19 protein-coding genes are annotated in these 17,643 nt (G+C 72.0%); 15 read left to right on the top strand and 4 right to left on the bottom strand.

Annotation, left to right across the window (positions count from 1 at the left end; all coding sequences use genetic code 11):
* The first annotated feature begins 105 nt into the window (after nt 1-105).
* From EZM51_RS20415 to EZM51_RS01430, 3 genes are all read left to right on the top strand, one after another.
* On the top strand, nt 106-246 hold the full coding sequence (locus EZM51_RS20415; protein WP_169053741.1) for a hypothetical protein: 141 nt from the start codon (nt 106-108) through the stop codon (nt 244-246).
* Nucleotides 247-650: 404 nt separating this feature from the next.
* Complete coding sequence (locus EZM51_RS21190) at nt 651-773, top strand: hypothetical protein (RefSeq protein ID WP_282568121.1); 123 nt, start codon at nt 651-653, stop codon at nt 771-773.
* A 104-nt stretch (nt 774-877) separates the two neighbouring features.
* Complete coding sequence (locus EZM51_RS01430; protein WP_136706333.1) at nt 878-2,305, top strand: MFS transporter; 1,428 nt, start codon at nt 878-880, stop codon at nt 2,303-2,305.
* A gap of 50 nt (nt 2,306-2,355) precedes the next feature.
* Here the strand turns inward: EZM51_RS01430 and EZM51_RS01425 are convergent, their stop codons facing one another.
* Nucleotides 2,356-3,510: an epoxide hydrolase gene (locus EZM51_RS01425; protein ID WP_136706331.1), complete on the bottom strand. Its 1,155-nt coding sequence runs from the start codon at nt 3,508-3,510 to the stop codon at nt 2,356-2,358.
* Between the two features lie 62 nt (nt 3,511-3,572).
* On the opposite strand from EZM51_RS01425, the gene EZM51_RS01420 reads away from it, so the two are divergent.
* The 6 genes from EZM51_RS01420 to EZM51_RS01395 all read left to right on the top strand — a co-directional run bounded on the left by EZM51_RS01420 (nt 3,573) and on the right by EZM51_RS01395 (nt 10,317).
* Nucleotides 3,573-4,604, top strand: a complete 1,032-nt coding sequence (locus EZM51_RS01420; RefSeq protein ID WP_136706329.1) for a WYL domain-containing protein — start codon at nt 3,573-3,575, stop codon at nt 4,602-4,604.
* 50 nt (nt 4,605-4,654) lie between these two features.
* Nucleotides 4,655-5,905 carry an endonuclease/exonuclease/phosphatase family protein gene (locus EZM51_RS01415; RefSeq protein ID WP_136706327.1) on the top strand — a complete coding sequence of 417 codons (1,251 nt, stop codon included), beginning with the start codon at nt 4,655-4,657 and terminating at the stop codon, nt 5,903-5,905.
* A gap of 464 nt (nt 5,906-6,369) precedes the next feature.
* Nucleotides 6,370-7,491: an extracellular solute-binding protein gene (locus EZM51_RS01410; RefSeq protein WP_248305403.1), complete on the top strand. Its 1,122-nt coding sequence runs from the start codon at nt 6,370-6,372 to the stop codon at nt 7,489-7,491.
* Complete coding sequence (locus EZM51_RS01405; protein ID WP_211195781.1) at nt 7,491-8,417, top strand: ABC transporter permease subunit; 927 nt, start codon at nt 7,491-7,493, stop codon at nt 8,415-8,417. Before EZM51_RS01410 ends, EZM51_RS01405 begins: the two co-directional genes overlap by 1 nt.
* Nucleotides 8,414-9,238: an ABC transporter permease subunit gene (locus tag EZM51_RS01400; RefSeq protein ID WP_136706322.1), complete on the top strand. Its 825-nt coding sequence runs from the start codon at nt 8,414-8,416 to the stop codon at nt 9,236-9,238. Before EZM51_RS01405 ends, EZM51_RS01400 begins: the two co-directional genes overlap by 4 nt.
* Nucleotides 9,235-10,317: an ABC transporter ATP-binding protein gene (locus EZM51_RS01395; RefSeq protein WP_136706320.1), complete on the top strand. Its 1,083-nt coding sequence runs from the start codon at nt 9,235-9,237 to the stop codon at nt 10,315-10,317. The genes EZM51_RS01400 and EZM51_RS01395 overlap by 4 nt, the downstream gene beginning before the upstream one ends.
* Before the next feature lie 46 nt (nt 10,318-10,363).
* On the opposite strand, the gene EZM51_RS01390 is transcribed toward EZM51_RS01395, so the two are convergent.
* Both EZM51_RS01390 and EZM51_RS01385 read right to left on the bottom strand, forming a co-directional pair.
* The gene (locus tag EZM51_RS01390; protein ID WP_136706318.1) at nt 10,364-10,900 is read right to left on the bottom strand and encodes a hypothetical protein; all 537 of its coding nucleotides are present in this window, start codon (nt 10,898-10,900) and stop codon (nt 10,364-10,366) included.
* Between the two features lie 167 nt (nt 10,901-11,067).
* The gene (locus EZM51_RS01385; RefSeq protein ID WP_211195780.1) at nt 11,068-12,072 is read right to left on the bottom strand and encodes an NAD(P)-dependent alcohol dehydrogenase; all 1,005 of its coding nucleotides are present in this window, start codon (nt 12,070-12,072) and stop codon (nt 11,068-11,070) included.
* Between the two features lie 128 nt (nt 12,073-12,200).
* Between EZM51_RS01385 and EZM51_RS01380 the strand changes: the two genes are divergently transcribed.
* Nucleotides 12,201-12,896, top strand: coding sequence for a TetR/AcrR family transcriptional regulator C-terminal domain-containing protein (locus EZM51_RS01380; protein WP_136706317.1), 696 nt, complete (start codon nt 12,201-12,203; stop codon nt 12,894-12,896).
* Nucleotides 12,897-12,975: 79 nt separating this feature from the next.
* Here the strand turns inward: EZM51_RS01380 and EZM51_RS01375 are convergent, their stop codons facing one another.
* Nucleotides 12,976-13,626 (bottom strand): histidine phosphatase family protein, encoded by a 651-nt coding sequence (locus EZM51_RS01375; RefSeq protein WP_136706315.1) that lies wholly within the window; start codon nt 13,624-13,626, stop codon nt 12,976-12,978.
* A 188-nt stretch (nt 13,627-13,814) separates the two neighbouring features.
* On the opposite strand from EZM51_RS01375, the gene EZM51_RS01370 reads away from it, so the two are divergent.
* The 5 genes from EZM51_RS01370 to EZM51_RS01350 all read left to right on the top strand — a co-directional run bounded on the left by EZM51_RS01370 (nt 13,815) and on the right by EZM51_RS01350 (nt 17,640).
* Entirely contained in the window at nt 13,815-14,648 is an 834-nt protein-coding gene (locus tag EZM51_RS01370; RefSeq protein WP_136706313.1) for a class I SAM-dependent methyltransferase, read from the top strand.
* A gap of 24 nt (nt 14,649-14,672) precedes the next feature.
* Entirely contained in the window at nt 14,673-14,894 is a 222-nt protein-coding gene (locus tag EZM51_RS01365; RefSeq protein WP_136706311.1) for a hypothetical protein, read from the top strand.
* Between the two features lie 159 nt (nt 14,895-15,053).
* Nucleotides 15,054-15,788, top strand: a complete 735-nt coding sequence (locus EZM51_RS01360; protein ID WP_136706309.1) for a DUF2306 domain-containing protein — start codon at nt 15,054-15,056, stop codon at nt 15,786-15,788.
* A 5-nt stretch (nt 15,789-15,793) separates the two neighbouring features.
* A complete protein-coding gene (locus EZM51_RS01355) occupies nt 15,794-16,990 on the top strand; it encodes a histidine kinase (RefSeq protein ID WP_136706307.1) in 1,197 nt (398 codons plus the stop codon).
* Nucleotides 16,987-17,640 carry a response regulator transcription factor gene (locus tag EZM51_RS01350; protein ID WP_136706305.1) on the top strand — a complete coding sequence of 218 codons (654 nt, stop codon included), beginning with the start codon at nt 16,987-16,989 and terminating at the stop codon, nt 17,638-17,640. The genes EZM51_RS01355 and EZM51_RS01350 overlap by 4 nt, the downstream gene beginning before the upstream one ends.
* The last annotated feature ends 3 nt before the right edge of the window (nt 17,641-17,643 follow it).

Raw genomic sequence — 17,643 nt, 5'->3', positions numbered from 1 at the left:
GAGCGCGAAGTCCACTCGCAACGGGGCGACCCGATCGATTCACGGCGGGCGGCACTAGGGTTGCCACCACGGGGCCGTCCGGGCTCCCGATCAGAGGACGTCACCGTGTCAGATAAGTCACCGAAGAAGTCGTCCGGCAAGACCCCCGCTGCGAAGTCGCTCAAGGAGAAGCGCGCCGACAAGAAGGCGAAGGTCGCGAACCGCGCGGGCAACGACGTCACCGACGCCACGCACCGCAAGAAGTAGCCGGTCGGGTCCGGAAGCATTGGACGAGGACGGCGGCGGTGCAATGCCACCGTCCTCGATTTCGGATCGATCCTCGCCTGAAACGAGTCGGCACCGCCAGTCCCCTCTTCGGCGGACTTGACGAGAGCCGCCGATCGGTGGGTGCACGATCATGCCGAAGGGACCTATGGCCCGATGGCGGCGGGCTCGGACTGCGATCTTGGGGTTCGATGCAGGAACGTGAAGGATCCTTGCATCCCGGTGGGTCGCCGGCTCGATCGGGGGAACTCGAGCCGGCCGCCGCATCGGACGGCGGCGCGGTGCACTGCAGCCTCGACGTCGACGAAGCACATCGGGCTTCGGCACAGCCACCCACCCCCGCATCACCTCGTCCGGCACGAGCCGACGAATGAGAGGAGGAGATCATGGATCTCCCAGACGGTTCATCGCAGCTCGATCAGAGGGCGATCGATCTTCCGATCACGCAGCCGATCGACATCCGGCAGCTCATCGCAGATGAGCTGAGCGAGGCGCGCCGGCAGGGCTGAGCGACGGCGTGCCTCCGACCGACGACGCTTGACACCTCGGGTCGTCGGCGCGATGCTCGCTCCGAGACGCCCGTCACCGCGAACCTCGCGAGGGGAGGCACCGGATGCCGCGGCAGGAGGGCCCCGCGGCCGCGCGGGCATCCCGAGCCCGGGAGAACTGGACGATCGCGGCGCTCTGCACCGGCACGGTCCTGAGCGCGCTGAACTCCGGCATGATCGCGGTGTCGCTCAGCACCCTGCGACGCGAGTTCGCGGTGGACGTCGCCACCGTGACCTGGGTGATCTCGGTCTTCTACCTCACGTCCGCCGTGCTGCAGCCGCTCATGGGCCGCTTCGCCGATCGGTACGGTCCGCGGCGCGTCTTCACGACCGGCATGATCGTCATCATGCTCGCCGGCGCGCTCGGGCCGTTCGCGCCGTCGCTGGCGTGGCTCTGCGCCGTGCGGGTCCTCCTCGCCGTCGGCACGGCCACGGCCTTCCCGGCCGCCGCGGCCATGGTCCGGTCCATCTCGGCAGTGTCCGGCGGCTCCCCGAAGAAGCTCATCGCCCGCATCCAGCTCATCGACACGAGCACCGCGGCGATCGGACCGGTGGTCGGCGGCGCGCTGCTCGCGCTCGCGGGCTGGGAGGCGGTCTTCTGGATCAACATCCCGCTCGCCGCCATCGCGTTCGTCGCCGCGCTGCTGCTGGCGCCGCGCGACGAGCCGCGCGACCACGTGCCGCTCCGCACGACGATCGCCGATTCCGATCTCCCGGGCATCCTCGCGTTCAGCGCCACCGTCGTGGCGCTCCTCATCTTCCTGCTCGACCTGACGAGCGACCCGAACTGGCTGCTCCTCGCCGCGGCCGTCGGCGGGGCCGCGCTGTTCGCCTGGCGCGAGCTCCGCTGCGCGAAGCCCTTCGTCGACCTGCGGATGCTCGGCTCGAACCTGCCGCTCATCCGGGTCTACGTGACGTTCATCCTGGCGACCCTCGTGTTCTACAGCGCCCTCTTCGGCATTCCCCAGTACCTCGAGGACCACGCGGGCTTCCACACCGCGACGGTCGGCGCGCTGCTCATCCCGCTCGCGGCGTTCAACGTGTTCATCACCCCGGTGGTGGAACGTCTGATCGACCGTCGCGGGCTCCGGTCGACCCTGGTGCTCGGCACCTCGGGGCTCGCGGTGGCGACCCTCGCACTGCTGCTGCTCGCCGCCTCGACCGCCCCGTGGGTCGTGCTCCTCGTGGCGGCCGCCATCGGCATCCCCTACGTGGTGGTACTCATCTCGATCACGCAGTCGCTCTACGTCGCCGCGCCGCCCGACCAGGTCGGCGAGGCGGCCGGACTGTTCCAGACCGCGCGGTCGCTCGGTTGCATCGGCTCGACCGTGGTCGTGGGCGTCTCGTTCGCCGGGGGCACGGGGCCCGTCGACTGGCTGCTGCTCGCGTCCACGACGGCGGCGCTGGCAGTGGTGGTGCTCGTCATGGTCGTGGTGTGGCGCGACCGGTCTGGAACGTCCCCGGACGCGGCAACCGCCCCCGCGCCGGCCTGAGCGGACGAGGGGGCGACCGATCTGCCGCGGCCGCGGCATCCGGGTGACGCTCAGTCGCGCACCGGTGCGAAGAACGCCCGGATGTCGCCCACGACGACCGAGGGCACCTCGAGCGCCGCGAAGTGGCCGCCCTCGTCGAACCGGCTCCAGTGCACGATGTTCGAGTTGTCGCGCTCGGCGAAGACGCGGATGGTCTGGAAGTCGTCCTTGAAGACGGCGACCCCGGTGCGCGCGGCGTTCACCCGCGGCTCGGCGCCCGCGGCATCCGCTCGCGCGTTCTCGAGGTAGCTGCGGCTCATCCCGGCCGCGGCGTTCGCGAACCAGTTGACCGTGACCTCGGTGAGGATCTTCTCGAGCGGCACGAGCGAGGTGCCGTTGCCGAAGGAGTTGAACAGCTCGCTGTAGGCGAGCAGGCCCACGGGCGAGTCGCTGAGTCCGGCCGCGATCGTCTGCGGGCGGCTCGCGTTCATCGTGTTGTAGCCGCCCACGGACTGGAACCACTGCATGTGCTCGAGGCCGGCGTAGTCCTGCGGCTCCAGGCGCTCGAACTCCGCGGGGTCGCCCGACGGGAACGAGAAGAGCTGCAGCACGTGCAGGCCGAGGAACCCCTCGGGGTTGAGGAGACCCAGCTCGCGGGCGACGAGGGCACCGTTGTCGGAGCCGTGGATGCCGTACCGCTCGTAGCCGAGGCCGCGCATGAGCGTGTCGTAGGCCCGGGCGACGCGCGCCGTGGTCCAGCCCGACTCGACGACGGGGTTCGAGAAGCCGTAGCCCGGGGCATCCGGGATCACGACATCGAACGCGTCCTCGGCGCGGCCGCCGTGGGCGACCGGGTCCACGAGCTCGTCGATCAGGTCGAGGTAGTCGACGGATGACCCGGGGTAGGTGTGCGCGAGCAGGAGCGGCGTCGCGTCCGCGTGCGGCGAGCGTACGTGGATGAAGTGGATCGCCTGGCCGTCGATCTCGGTCGTGAAGTGCGGGAACGCGTTGATGCGCGCTTCCTCTGCGCGCCAGTCGAACGTGGTGCGCCACGCGTCGATCGCCTCGCGCAGGTACGAGTTGGGCGTACCGGCGTCCCAGTCGTCGACGGGAGCGGGCTGCGGGAGGCGGGTGCGCGCGAGGCGCTCCATGAGGTCGTCGAGCTCGGCCTGCGAGACCTCGACGCGGAAGGGGCGGATGTCGATGGTGGAGGTGGTGGTGTTCATGTCTCCGACGGTACGGTGCATATAGGCACATTTCGTTCCTAATAGTCGACGAAGGTCGAGACATGTCCGACACCGCCGCGCGGTTGCTCGCGCTCCTCTCGCTGCTCCAGACCAGGCCCGAATGGAACGGCACCGAGCTCGCGTCGCGCCTCGGCGTGTCGACGCGGACGGTGCGCAACGACATCGACCGCCTCCGCGAACTCGACTACCCCGTGGATGCGACGCGGGGCGCCGCGGGCGGCTACCGGCTCGGCGCCGGCGGCAAGCTGCCGCCCCTGCTCCTCGACGACGAGGAGGCGGTGGCCGTCGCCGTCGGGCTGCGTGCCGCGACCGGGATCGCAGGGATCGCCGAGTCGAGCGCCCGCGCCCTGACGAAGCTCGAGCAGGTGCTGCCGTCGCGACTGCGACCCATGGTGGCGGCGGTCTCGTCGGTCGTCGATCGGGCGCCCGAGAACACGGGAACGGATGCCCCCGATCCCGAAGTGGATCCGGCCGTGCTCGCCGCGATCGCCGCCGCCATCCGCGACGTCGAGTGGTTCCGCTTCGACGACCGCGGCACGCCGCGGCTCGTGGAGCCGTACCGCCTGCTCAGCTGGCAGCGTCGCTGGTATCTCGTCGGCCGCGACCCCGCGACGGGCGACTGGGGCGTCTTCCGAGTCGACTGGATCGAGCCGCGCATGCCGACGCGCCGCCGCTTCTCCCCCACACCCCTCCCTGACGGCGATTACACCGCCTTCGCGATGCGCTCGATCGCCGCGAGCGGCTGGAACGTGCATGCCAGGCTCCGCATCGCGGCTCCGGCCGACGCCGTGCTCGAGCGGATCAACCCGACCGTGGGCGTCGTGGAGTCGATCTCGGAGGACGAATCGGTGCTCGTCACCGGTGCCGACAGCCTCGACACGATCGCGGCGTACATCGGCATGCTCGGAATGGACTTCACCGTCGAGTCGCCCGCCGAGCTCCGCCAGATCCTGCGGACCTTCGCCGAGCGATACCTGCGCGCCGCGAACGGCCGACCGGCTGCCGTCGCTGCCCGTACCGTGCGGGGACATCCGTCACCTCCGGTTCTTCCGGTCGTCACCCGACGGGCCTAACGTGGACGCATCCGCAAGCACCGCCGATGACCGCCGATGAAGGAGTGCGCATGTCCACGCGACGTCGCCTGACCGCAACCCTCGCCGCCACCGCCCTCGGGGCGCTCGCGGCCACGACCCTGGCCACCGGCCCGGCCGCCGCATCACCGCCCGAGTGGGCGAACGCTCCCGTCGACCTCCGCGTCGCGACCTACAACCTCTCGCTCAACCGCAACGCCCCCGGCCAGCTCGTCGACGACCTCACGACAGGCACGAACGCGCAGGCCAAGACGGTCGCCGAGATCATCCAGCGCGCGAACCCCGACATCGTGCTGCTCAACGAGTTCGACTACGTCGAGGGCGGCGTCGCCGTCGACCTCTTCCGCGACAACTACCTCGAGGTCTCGCAGAACGGCGCCGACCCGGCCGAGTACCCCTACGCCTTCGTCGCTCCCTCGAACACGGGCGTGCCGAGCGGATTCGACCTCAACAACAACGGCGTGATCGGCGGAGGCGACGACGCCTTCGGCTTCGGCCTCTTCGAAGGCCAGTACGGCATGGCGGTGCTCTCCAAGTACCCGATCGCCACCGACGACGTGCGCACCTTCCAGCACTTCCTCTGGAAGGACATGCCGGGCGCGCTGCTGCCCGACGACCCGGCGACGCCCGAGCCGGCCGACTGGTACTCGGCCGAGGAGCTCGAGGTGTTCCGGCTCTCGAGCAAGTCGCACTGGGACGTTCCCGTCGAGGTCGGCGGCCACACCGTGCACGTGCTCGCCTCGCACCCGACCCCGCCGACGTTCGACGGCGCCGAGGACCGCAACGGCACGCGCAACCACGACGAGATCCGGTTCTGGGCCGACTACGTCACGCCCGGTATGGCCTCCAGGTACATCTCCGACGATGCCGGCGAGACGGGCGGCCTGAAGCCCGGCGAATCGTTCGTGATCCTGGGCGACCAGAACGCCGACCCGCTCGACGGCGACTCCACCGCCGACGCGATCCTGCAGTTCCTCGACCACCCGCGCATCACCGACCCGCTGCCGACCTCCGAGGGCGCCGTCGAGGCATCCGTGCTGCAGGGCGGAGCCAACCTCGCGCACGAGGGCGACCCGGCGTACGACACGGCCGACTTCAACGACAACCCGGCGCCGGGCAACCTCCGTGCCGACTACGTGCTGCCCTCGCGCGACCTCCGGGTCACCGACGCCGGGGTGTTCTGGCCCGTGCTGGGCGACCCGCTGTCGGCGCTCACCGGGGTGTTCCCGTTCCCGTCGAGCGACCACCGGCTCGTGTGGGTCGACCTCCGCGTGCACGGCTGAGCTCGGCGGCGCATCCTCGCGGTGGCGGGCCGAGTTCGGGCCGCCACCGCGAGCGAAGGCCGCCGACGTCGCGAGCACGGCGACCGTCCGCGGCATCCGCTCGCTCGTCGACGGGGGATTCGAGAGAATCTCGAATCCGTAGGACCAAAGACCCGGAATCGCCCCTTGCGAGGTGCGAGCATGATATCGGTGCAATGGAGCCCGAAACTTCAGGCATCACAGTGTGAGTCGATGATCGCCCTATCGGGGGATGGGCCGACCTCCTCACCGGCGGGCGGTGGACCAGGAATGGGCCACCGCCCGCTTTTCCGTGCGCGGAATCCGAACGGTCGACGGCGGTTCATCCGCGGTTCACCCCGCCGGCCCCATGCCGACGAATGCCCGACCTAACGTGTCCCCGGCTCCCCGGTTCGAAACGCCCGCCCCACAGCGCGGGCGGCCGGGTGACGCCAAACGGAGGACATGTGTTGAAGAAGCGATTCACGCTCGCCGCGGTCGGGCTGTCGACCGCCGTCGCGCTCGGGCTCACCGGGTGCGCGGGCGCTGCCGACGCAGGCGAAGGGGGCACGGACGCCGCGACCGCGACGAGCCTCGCCGACTTCGGCGACCTCGCGGCGCTCGAGGAGGCGGCGAAGGCGGAGGGCCAGCTCAACGTCATCGCGCTGCCGCGCGACTGGGCGAACTACGGCGAGGTCCTCGACCTGTTCGCCGAGAAGTATCCCGAGATCACCATCAACGAGGCCTCGCCCGACGCGTCGAGCGCCGAGGAGATCCAGGCCGCCGAGACGAACGAGGGCCTCGACACCGCCCCCGACGTGTTCGACCTCGGCCTCACGGTCGCCCTGCAGAACACCGACCGCTTCGCGCCCTACCAGGTGGCGACGTGGGACGAGATCCCCGACGCACTGAAGGAGCCGAGCGGCCTCTTCGTCGGCGACTACGGCGGGTACATGTCGGTCGGCTACGACTCGTCGAAGTTCCCGGCCCCCGAATCGCTCGAGGACCTGCTCGGCGCCGACTACAAGGGCTCGGTCGCGATCAACGGCGACCCGACGCAGGCGGGCGCGGCGTTCGCCGCGGTGGGCCTCGCGACGGTGCAGTCGGGCGGCACGCTCGACGACTTCCAGGCCGGCATCGACTTCTTCGCCGACCTGAACGCGGCCGGCAACCTGCTGAAGGTCGACGTCACCACCGCAACCGTCACCTCGGGCGAGACCCCCGTCGTCTTCGACTGGGACTACCTCAACGCGGGGCACCGCGAGGCCAACCCCGACTGGGAGGTCGTCATCCTCCCCGGCACCGGCTACGCCGGCTACTACAACCAGGCCATCAACAAGGATGCCCCGCACCCGGCCGCCGCTCGCCTGTGGCAGGAGTTCCTCTACAGCGACGAGGCGCAGAACCTGTGGCTGAAGGGCGGCGCGCGCCCGGTGCGCGCCGACGCCATGGCCGAGGCCGGCACGATCGACGAGGAACTCTTCTCGAACCTCCCGGCCGCGCCCGACGACACGGTCGTTCCCACCGAGGAGCAGAGCACGAACGCCGGCACGCTGCTCGGCGAGAAGTGGGCCGCGGCGGTCGGTTGATGACCGTCGTCGCTCCGGCGGCGCCTGCCGCCGCCGGGACGGAGTCGGATGCCCCGACCCCGTCCCGGCGGTCGGGCGGCCGCCCCGGCATTCCCGCGGCGCTCGGCCTCGTGCCGTTCGCCGCGTACGTGCTGTGCTTCCTCGCCCTGCCCACGCTCCTGGCCGTCGCGAGCGGGTTCTTCGACGACGACGGCTCGTTCACGCTCGCGAACGTCGCCGCGCTCGGCGACCCCGTCATCCTGCAGACCTTCGCGAACTCGGCGTGGCTCTCGGCGCTCACCGCCGTGATCGGCGCCGTGATCGGCGCGCTCGCCTGCTACGCCCTCATCGGCCTCGAGCACGGCCGGGTGCGCAGCCTCGTCGACGCGGCGAGCGGCGTGCTCGCCCAGTTCGGCGGCGTCATGCTCGCGTTCGCCTTCATCGCCACGATCGGACTCCAGGGCCTCGTCACCCTGTGGCTGCGCGACACGTTCGGCATCGACATCTTCGCCGAGGGCGCGTGGATCTACGGGCTGCCCGGGCTGATCCTGCCCTACATCTACTTCCAGGTGCCGCTCATGATCATCACGTTCATGCCGGCGATGGGCGCGCTGAAGCCGCAGTGGGCCGAGGCGAACCTCACGCTCGGCGGGACCCGGCGGGGGTTCTGGCTGCACGTCGGCCTGCCCGTGCTCGCTCCCTCGTTCTTCGCGAGCCTGCTGCTGCTGTTCGCGAATGCGTTCTCGTCGTACGCCACCGCGGCCGCGCTCGCGAGCCAGGGGTCGCAGATCGTGCCGCTCCAGATCCGCACGGCGCTCACGAGCGAGACCATGCTCGGGCGCGAGAACCTGGCGGGTGCGCTCGCACTCGGCATGATCCTCGTCATGGCCGCGACCATGTGGCTCTACTCGGTCGTGCAGCGTCGTGCGGCCAGGTGGCAGCGATGAACGGGCAGGGGTTGGCTCCGCATCCGCTCACCCGCTGGGTCATCGGCCTCGTGATCGTGGGCCTCTTCGCCATCCCCATCGTCTCGATGGCCGAGTACACGCTGCGCGATGTCGACGGACACTCGCTCGTGCACTGGGCGGCCCTCGTCGATCCGGCGAACGCCGCGAAGTACCGGCCGATCTGGATCGGCCTCGGCAACTCGCTGGTGCTCGCGCTCGTCACCGTCGCGATCGTGCTGCTCCTGCTCGCACCCACCATGGTGCTCGTGGCGCTCCGCTTCCCGCGGCTCCGCCGCCCTTTCGAGTTCCTGGTGCTGCTGCCCATCACGATCCCGGCGATCGTGCTCGTGGTCGGCCTCGCCCCGATCTACCTCGTGATCGGGCGCACGTTCGGCACGGGCGTCTGGGCACTCGCGTTCGCGTACGGCATCACCGTGCTGCCGTTCGCGTACCGGTCGATCCAGGCGTCGATGGATGCGACCGACGTGCGCACGCTCTCGGAGGCGGCGCGCTCGCTCGGCGCGAGCTGGCCGACCGTGCTGCTGCGCGTGCTCGCCCCCAACCTGCGAACCGGGCTCATCGCGGCATCCCTCATCTCGGTCGCGGTGGTGCTCGGGGAGTTCACGATCGCATCGCTCCTGAACCGCCAGAACCTGCAGACCGCGCTCGTCGTCGTGGGCAAGCAGGACCCGTACGCGTCCGTGATCCTCTCGCTCCTCGCGCTCGCCTTCGCGTTCGTGCTGCTCGTCGCCATCGGCCGCGCGGGCCGCCGAACACCCGGCCGCGCCGCTCACCGCTCCAGGAAGGAAGGCCGCTCGTGACCGCCGACTCCGCCACGCTCGCCACCGCCGACAACTCGATCCTCGCCGCGCGCGGCGACGGCACCGCCGTCTCGTTCGAGGGCGTCGTGAAGGACTACGGCGCCACCCGCGTGCTGCACGGCGTCGACCTCGTGATCGAGCCGGGCGAGTTCGTCTCGCTCCTCGGCCCGTCGGGCTGCGGCAAGACCACGGCGCTGCGGGTGCTCGCCGGGCTCGAGCGCGCCGACGGCGGCACGGTGCGCATCGGGGGGACGGATGTCTCGCGGGTACCCACCAACCACCGCGACCTCGGCATGGTATTCCAGGCGTACTCGCTGTTCCCGCACCTCGACGTCGCCGCGAACACGGCCTTCGGCCTGCGGATGCGCAAGGTGCCGAAGACGGAGGCATCCGACCGGGTGCGCGACGCCCTCGCGCTCGTGGGGCTCGCGCACCTCGCCGACCGCTACCCGCACGAGCTGTCGGGCGGCCAGCAGCAGCGCGTGGCCCTCGCGCGCGCCCTCGTCACCGAGCCGCGCGTGCTGCTGCTCGACGAGCCGCTGTCGGCGCTCGACGCGAAGGTGCGCGTGCAGCTGCGCGACGAGATCCGGCGCATCCAGCTGCGCCTCGGCATCACCACGCTCTTCGTGACCCACGACCAGGAGGAGGCGCTCGCCGTCTCCGACCGGATCGCCGTCATGCAGGCGGGCCGCATCGACCAGGTCGGCACGCCCGAGGAACTCTACCTCCGACCCGCCACCGCACACGTGGCCGAGTTCGTGGGCCTGTCGAGCGTGCTGCCGGCGGTCGTCGCGGGCGGGGAGGCATCCGTGCTCGGCGTGACCATGCCACTGATCGGCGAGGTGCCCGACGGGCCCGCCGAGGTGTTCGTGCGTCCCGAGAACGTGCACGTGGGCGGGCCGGTCGCGGCCGTCGTGCAGGAGAGCACGTTCCTCGGCAGCATGCGTCGCACGCTGCTGCGCACCGAGGACGGCGCGCTCATCCGCATGCAGCACCCGGCTCGCGAGCGGCTGGAGTTCGGCGAGCGCGTCGACGTCGGGTTCGATCCGGTGCCCGTGGCGGTGCGGCCGGCGGGCTGAGCGGCGCGGGGCCCGGTACGGAGCCGGCGCGGCGGCGGCGGCGCCGCTACGCCGAGCGCGGCAGCCCGACGCGATCGGGCACGGCGCCGACGACGCTCGGCAGCCACTCCTCGACATCGGGCCAGGCCCGGCCGGTGGGCAGTCGTCGCAGCAGTCGGGCGAGCGAGTCGTCGGCGTCGGGCCACGGGATGACGCGGGTCGGCGAGGCGCTCGCGAGCACGCCGAGCCACCAGTGCTTCCAGGTCACCGGCAGCTCTTCGGGGTGCAGCACGACGTAGTAGTCGGGCACGGCGATGGCGTGGCGCTCGGCGGCCTCGACGGTGCGCTCGATCTCGAGCTCGAGCACGCCGTAGGTGGACTGGTCGTCGAAGAACTCCACCCAGGCGGCCGCGACGTGGGCGAGCGGATCGTGGTCGTGCACGACATAGGGCGCGTCGACCGCGGCGGACCAGCGGGCCACCGCGTCGTCGGGGGCGTCGTCGAAGGTCGCCGCCCGGACGTTCGCGAAGCCCTCGAGGGCGTGGATGGCCGACGTCGACTCGTCGCCGACGACGACCAGTGTGGTGCTTGTCGGTGCCTCCATTTTCGAATTGTACGTCGCTTCGCCGGGGGTGCGGCCGGACTCGCCCGCCGCGCGCGTCCGCCGTCGATGTCGCGTTCTGCGGATATACGATCGGGCGCGCCGCCGCAGGGCGGCCGAACTCGGCGCGCCCGATCGTATATCCGCAGAAATGGACGACTGACGCGCGGTCAGGCGATGCGGAGCACCACGTTGCCGCGCTTGCGGCCCGTGTCGACGTAGCGGTGCGCCTCGACGACGTCGGCCAGGTCGTAGGTGCGGTCGATCACCGGGCGGAGCTCCCCCGCCTCGGCGAGGGCGGTGAGCTCGGCGAACTCGGCGCCGCCGATGGTCGCGCCGCGCATCGTCACGAGCCGGCCGCTCCGCTTCGTGTGACGGGACGCCGTGAGGGCGCCCCTCAGATCGGCGATGACGAGGAGCAGCGCACCGCCTGGCACAAGGGCGTGCTCGACCCGCTCGAACGGCGCGTTGCCGACGCACTCCACGATCACGTCGTATCGGCGGCCCTCGGCCGCGAAGTCCTGCACGGTGTGGTCGATGACGCGGTCGGCGCCGAGCGAACGTACCAGCTCGGCGTTCCGCCCGCTGCACACCGCGGTGACCCGGGCGCCGCGGTGCTTCGCGAGCTGCACGGCCGCCGTGCCGACGGCCCCGGATGCCCCGTTCACGAGCACCTCGGTGCCCGGCCCGATCTCGGCCATGCCGAGGTACGCGAGGGCCGTGTGCCCGCCGAACACGAGCGCGGCGGTCTCCTCCCACGTGAGGTTCCGCGGCTTCGGCGCGATCGCGCCGTCGTGCGTCACCGTCACGTACTCGGCGTGCCCGCCGTACTCGGCACCGAGCATGACCATGACCTCGTCACCCGGTGCGAAGCGGGTGACCTCGCTGCCGACGGCCTCGACCGTGCCCGCGACATCCATGCCCAGGATCGGGTGGCGCGGTCGGAACACGCCGAGCGAGAGCGGGATGTAGAACCAGAGCCCCTTCGGCAGGTCGCGGGCGCGAGTGCGGTGGTCGGCGATGCTCACCGTGCTCGCGTGCACGCGGATCAGCAGTTCATCGGCCCGCGGCACGGGCTTCGGCATGTCCTCGACCTGCACCACCTCGGGGCCGCCGAAGCGGCGGGCCACCGCGGCTCGCATCCTCGTGGCGGCCTTCACCTGTGTCTCGCTCATCTCGAGCCTCCTCTACCTTACGTTGTACGACTTACAACGTAAGGTAGCGTGGATCCGAGGATCTGTCGAGGGTTCGACGGCTCCGGATGCCTCGCACTTGTACCGTTGGGGACGGGAGGTTCCACCGGATGTCATCGACGACCGAACCGCGCGCCGGCCGCCGCGCGCCGTTGACGCGCGACCGCGTGCTCGAGGCGGCGGTGGAGCTCGCCGACACGGCCGGCATCGATGGGCTCACGATCCGCCGTCTGGCCGTCGAACTCGGGGTGGAGCCGATGTCGCTCTACTACCACGTGCCCAACAAGGAGGCGATCCTCGACGGCATCGTCGACCGCGTCTTCCGCGAGATCGAACAGGCGGTGGGCGGGTTCGCCGTCGCCGAGGCGGATGCCGCGTGGAAGACGACCCTGCGCACGCGCATCCTCGCCGCCCGCGAGGTGATGCTGCGGCACCCGTGGGCCCCCGGCGTCATGGACACGCGCGCCGAGCTCGGCCTCGCGAACGCGCGCTACGTCGACGCCGTCGTGGGCATCCTGCGCTCCGGCGGGCTCTCGTTCGACCTCATCCACCACTCGCTGCACGCACTCGGCAGCCGCATGTACGGGTTCTCGCAGGAGCTCGGCGCGACCGACGACGGCACGGCACCCGATCCCGAGGTGCTCGAGCAGATGGCCGAGCACGTGCCGCACCTCGCCGCCATGCTCGCAGTGGTCGCGCACGACGACCCCGACTCCACCCTCGGCTGGTGCGATGATCGCGTCGAGTTCGAGTTCGGGCTCGACCTCATCCTCGACGGGATCGAGCGGCGCGCACTGGGCCGCTGACCCCGGCTTGCGCAGGAGAATGGGCCCCATGCCCGCGGATCTGGTCTGATTCAGCCGGATCTCCTGCGCAAGCTTCGCGTCAGCGGGCCGCAGCCTGGTGCAGCCCCGTGTCGCCGGCGACCCGCACGGCCGGCGCGTCGGCCGCGAGGTCGAGCCGCGGCAGCACGTCGGCGAACTCCGCGCCGCCGACGGTGAGCACGCTCCACGCGGCATCCGTGAAGCGGAGCATCGACGACGACGCGTTGTCGAGACGCGGGTAGTGACGCGCATCGTGGCCCGTGATGGCGGCGAGCGTGTGCCGGATGAGGGTGCCGTGCGCCACCGCGAGCACGCGGGCGCGACCATGATCGCGGGCGATGCGCTCGAGGGCCCGGATGCCGCGGGGCCCGACCTCGTGGTCGGGCTCCTTGTCGGCGAAGTCGCGGTCGGGCCACCGCGCGTCGAGCTCGGACACGAGCGTGCCCTCGGCGACACCGAAGTCCTGCTCGACGAGTTCGTCGTAGGTGCCGCCGAGCGATGCGCCGATCGTCGTCGCGATGATCTCGGCGGTCTCGCGCGCCCGCGTGAGCGGCGAGCTCACGACGGCGTCCCACGGCTCGGCCGCGAGTGCGGATGCCGCGACGAGCGCCTGCTCACGCCCCGTGTCGTTGAGCGGGATGTCGGTGCGCCCCTGCATGCGCCCCGCGAGGTTCCAGTCGGTCTGTCCGTGGCGGATGAGGGCGAGCAGCATGGCCTCCAGCCTACGGGAGCCGAGCTGGGCGGCGACCCGACGGTCGCCGGGTGCCCGGTGCCGCAGGTTCCTGGGCGCTCGGGGTGAACCCCGAGGAAATCTCCGTGCAGGGCACGGATGTGCCCGCGGTCGCATGAGCGCACGCTGTACCGGTATCCCGATCCAACCGACCCGTCGAGGAGACGACCATGACCGACACCGCAGTCCCGACCCGTTCCGAAGCCGACCGTGCGCTGAAGACCAAGCACCGCGCCATGTGGGCGTCGGGCGACTACCCGACCCTCGCCTCCGACCTCATCTGGGAGCTCGGCCCGCGGCTCGTCGCCGCCACCGACGTGCGCCCCGGCGAGCGCGTGCTCGACATCGCGGCCGGCAGCGGGAACGTCGCCATCCCGGCCGCCCTGCACGGCGCCACGGTCGTCGCGAGCGACCTGACGCCCGAGCTCTTCGAGACGGGTCGCCGGCTCGCGGCCGAGGCGGGAGCCGAGCTCGAGTGGCGCGAAGCCGACGCGGAGGCGCTGCCGTTCGCCGACGACTCGTTCGACGTGGCCCTCTCCTGCGTGGGCATCATGTTCGCCCCGCACCACCGGGAGGCCGCCCACCAGCTCGTGCGCGTCACGGCGCCCGGCGGCCGGATCGGCCTGATCAGCTGGACGCCCGAGGGCTTCATCGGTCGGATGTTCAAGGTCATGAAGCCGTTCGCCGCTCCCCTGCCCGAGGGCGCGCAGCCCGCGCCGCTGTGGGGTGACGAGCAGCACGTGCGCGACCTGTTCGGCGACCGGATCGCCGACGTGACGGCCGAGCGCCAGACCGTCGAGATCCGATTCCCGACCGGCGAGGCGTTCCGCGACTACTTCAAGCAGCACTACGGCCCCACGATCGCGGTGTACAACCGCATCGCCGACGACCCCGACCAGGTCGCCGCGCTCGACGCGGCGCTGGCCGCCCTCGGAAACGATGCCCTCGACGCCTCGGGCGCCATGCAGTGGGAATACCTGCTGCTGACCGCCCGCGTGCGCTGAGAGGGCCCGAACGGAAGATCCATCGTGCACCACAGCGCAGACTACGTCGCCGCCGAGCTCCACCGGCTGGGCGAGCAGCGGATGCTCCACGAGCTCGAGCGACAGCGCGTCGCCGCCGAGCGGCTGGCCGAGACCGTGGACCCCGAGGCGGGGGTGACGGATGCCGCGCGCCCGCGCCGGGGCATCCGTGCCCTGCTTCCCCGGCGCCTCCGCCCGCTGAGGCCGCCGCGCCCGGCGGAATGCTGACGACGCACTGCGCCGACCGGGTCCGGCCTCTCCTCCTGGGGGCCGGACCCGAATCCGGCCGCATCTCTCGGGGGCCGGGCCCGGGTCGAGCCGATCGGACGAGGTGATTCGAGCCGATCGGCCGATCCGCGGGCGGGCCCGCCTCGCCAGCATCGAGGCATGAGCGAATCATCCGTCACCCGCCCGTCACCCATTGCCCGCACGGCCCGCGGTCGACCGGCGAACCGGAAGCGGGCGGCGTGGGCCGTCACCGGGCTCCTGCTGCTGAGCCTCGTGCCGATCGTGGCCGGGGCGGCCCGGCTCACCGAGCTGGCGAGCGCGGCGGCCATCACGCCCGGCAACGCGCGGTTCTTCGACGCGCCGGTGCCCGTGGTGCTGCATATCGTGGGCGCGAGCGTGTTCAGCGTGCTCGGCGCGTTCCAGTTCGTGCCGTCGCTGCGACGCCGGCGCTGGCACCGGATCGCCGGGCGCGCGGTGTTGCCGGCCGGGCTGATCGCCGCGCTCTCGGGGCTCTGGCTGAGCCTGTCCCCCGCGCTGCCCGCCGTCGACGGGGAAGCACTCCTCGTGCTCCGGCTGCTGTTCGGCACGGCCATGGCGGCGAGCCTCGTCGTGGCGATCTTGGCGATCCGGCAGGGCGACGTGCGCGCACACAGTGCGTGGACGACCCGTGCGTACGCCATCGGGCTGGGCGCCGGCACCCAGGTGTTCACGCACCTGCCGTGGCTGCTGCTCGGCGGAACGCCCGACGAAGCCGGTCGGGCCGTGGCCATGGGCGCGGGCTGGGTGATCAACCTGGCCGTCGCCGAGGCGGTCATCCGCCGGCGCGCGGCCGGGTCGGGCCCGGTGGCCCACCGCTCCCGTCGATCCGGGGCGTTGCCCGCGCGCCTATCATGAGGGTCATGACGAGCCCCCTCCGTTCGGTGTGGGATGCTCCGGCCGCCACCCCACCGCCGCCCCGGCGCGTCTGGCGCGACTGGGTGCTCGTCGCCGCGCTCCCACCCCTCGTCGCGCTCGAAGCGGTGGCGCGGCCCGAGGCGCCGGGGCGGGTCCTGTGGGCGATCACGCTCATCGCGCTCGTCCCCACGCTGCTCTGGCGTCGCACCCGCCCGGGGCTCATGCTCGCGATCGCCTTCGGAGCCGGCGCGCTCGGCACGCTCGCCACCGGCGGCGACCCGCAGCTCGTCTCGACGGCCTACTTCCTCATCCTGATCTACGCGGTGGTGCGCTGGGGCACGGGGCGCGCGATGCTGGCCGCTGCGGGCCTCGTGGCGGCCAGCTCCCTCCTCTCCTTCGCACTCCAGTCGTTCGCCGGCCAGACCATCGAGCTCGCCGACGTCATCGGCGCGCTCGCCGTCCTCAGCGCGACAGTCACGTTGGGCGTCGCGTTCCGCTGGCGTGCCGCGGCCCGCGCGCGGGAGGTCGACCGCATCCGCCTCGTCGAGCGCGAACAGCTCGCGCGCGACCTGCACGACACCGTCGCCCACCACGTCTCCGCGATCGCGATCCAGGCCCAGGCCGGTACCGCGGTGGCGGCGACCGATCCGGATGCCGCGGCCCGCGTGCTGCACGTGATCGAGGACGAGGCGTCGCGCACGCTCGACGAGATGCGCTCGATCGTGCGGATGCTCCGGCGCGACGGCGCGGGCGGCGCGCAGGGCGCGGCCGGCGCGACCGCCGCCGGCGCCTCGACGCGGCCCGAGCACGCGCCCGGTCCGGCCATCGCCGACCTGCGGCGTCTCGACGGCGCGCACCCGGGCGGCCCCGACGTCGACGTGCGGCTCGTGGGGGACGTCGACGCGGTGCCGTCGACCGTCGCCGCCGCGGTGTACCGGATGGCGCAGGAGTCCGTGACGAACGCGCGGCGGCACGCGCGCAACGCGACGCACGTCGACGTGCTCGTGCGGGCCGACGAGCACGGCGTGCGGCTCGACGTGCGCGACGACGGCGACCCCGCGGCATCCGCTGCCCTCGGCTACGGTCTCATCGGCATGGCCGAGCGCGCGGCCCTGCTCGGCGGCACCTGCGAGGCAGGCCCGGCGCACGATGGCGGCTGGGCCGTGACGGCCGTGCTTCCCCGGACGGGTTGGTCGGCATGACCGTGCGCGTGCTGATCGCCGACGACCAGGAGCTCGTGCGCACCGGTCTGCGCATGATCCTCGACGCCCAGCCCGACCTCGAGGTGGTCGGCGAGTCCGCCGACGGCGCCGAGGCGGTAGCGCTGGCGCTCAGCCTGCGGCCCGACGTGTGCCTCTTCGACATCCGGATGCCGGTGGTCGACGGCATCGAGGCGACGCGAACCCTCGCCGGGCCGGGCGTGGAGGACCCGCTGCCGGTGGTCGTCATCACCACGTTCGATCTCGACGAGGTCGTGTACGAGGCGTTGCGGGCGGGCGCTCGCGGGTTCCTCCTGAAGAACGCCGGCCCGGCCCTGCTCACGCAGGCCGTGCACGCCGCTGCGCGCGGTGACGCGCTCATCGACCCGAACGTCACGGTGCGTCTGCTCGAGGCGTTCGCCGGCTCCGCACCCGCCGCCGCACCCGCGCAGCCCGTCGAGCCGCTCACCGAACGCGAGGAGCACGTGCTCGCCGCCGTCGCGCGGGGCCTCGGCAACCTCGAGATCGCCGACGAGCTGCACCTCTCGGTCAGCACCGTGAAGACCCACCTCGGGAACCTCATGGCGAAGATCGGCGCCCGCAACCGCGTGGAACTCGCGATCTGGGCGCACGAGACGGGCCGTCGGCCCTGACCC

The organism is Agromyces sp. H66 (assembly GCF_004959775.1).
Taxonomy (GTDB): domain Bacteria; phylum Actinomycetota; class Actinomycetes; order Actinomycetales; family Microbacteriaceae; genus Agromyces.
Note: the sequence above shows the minus strand (reverse complement) of the source record. Positions and strands in the feature narration are given on the sequence as shown.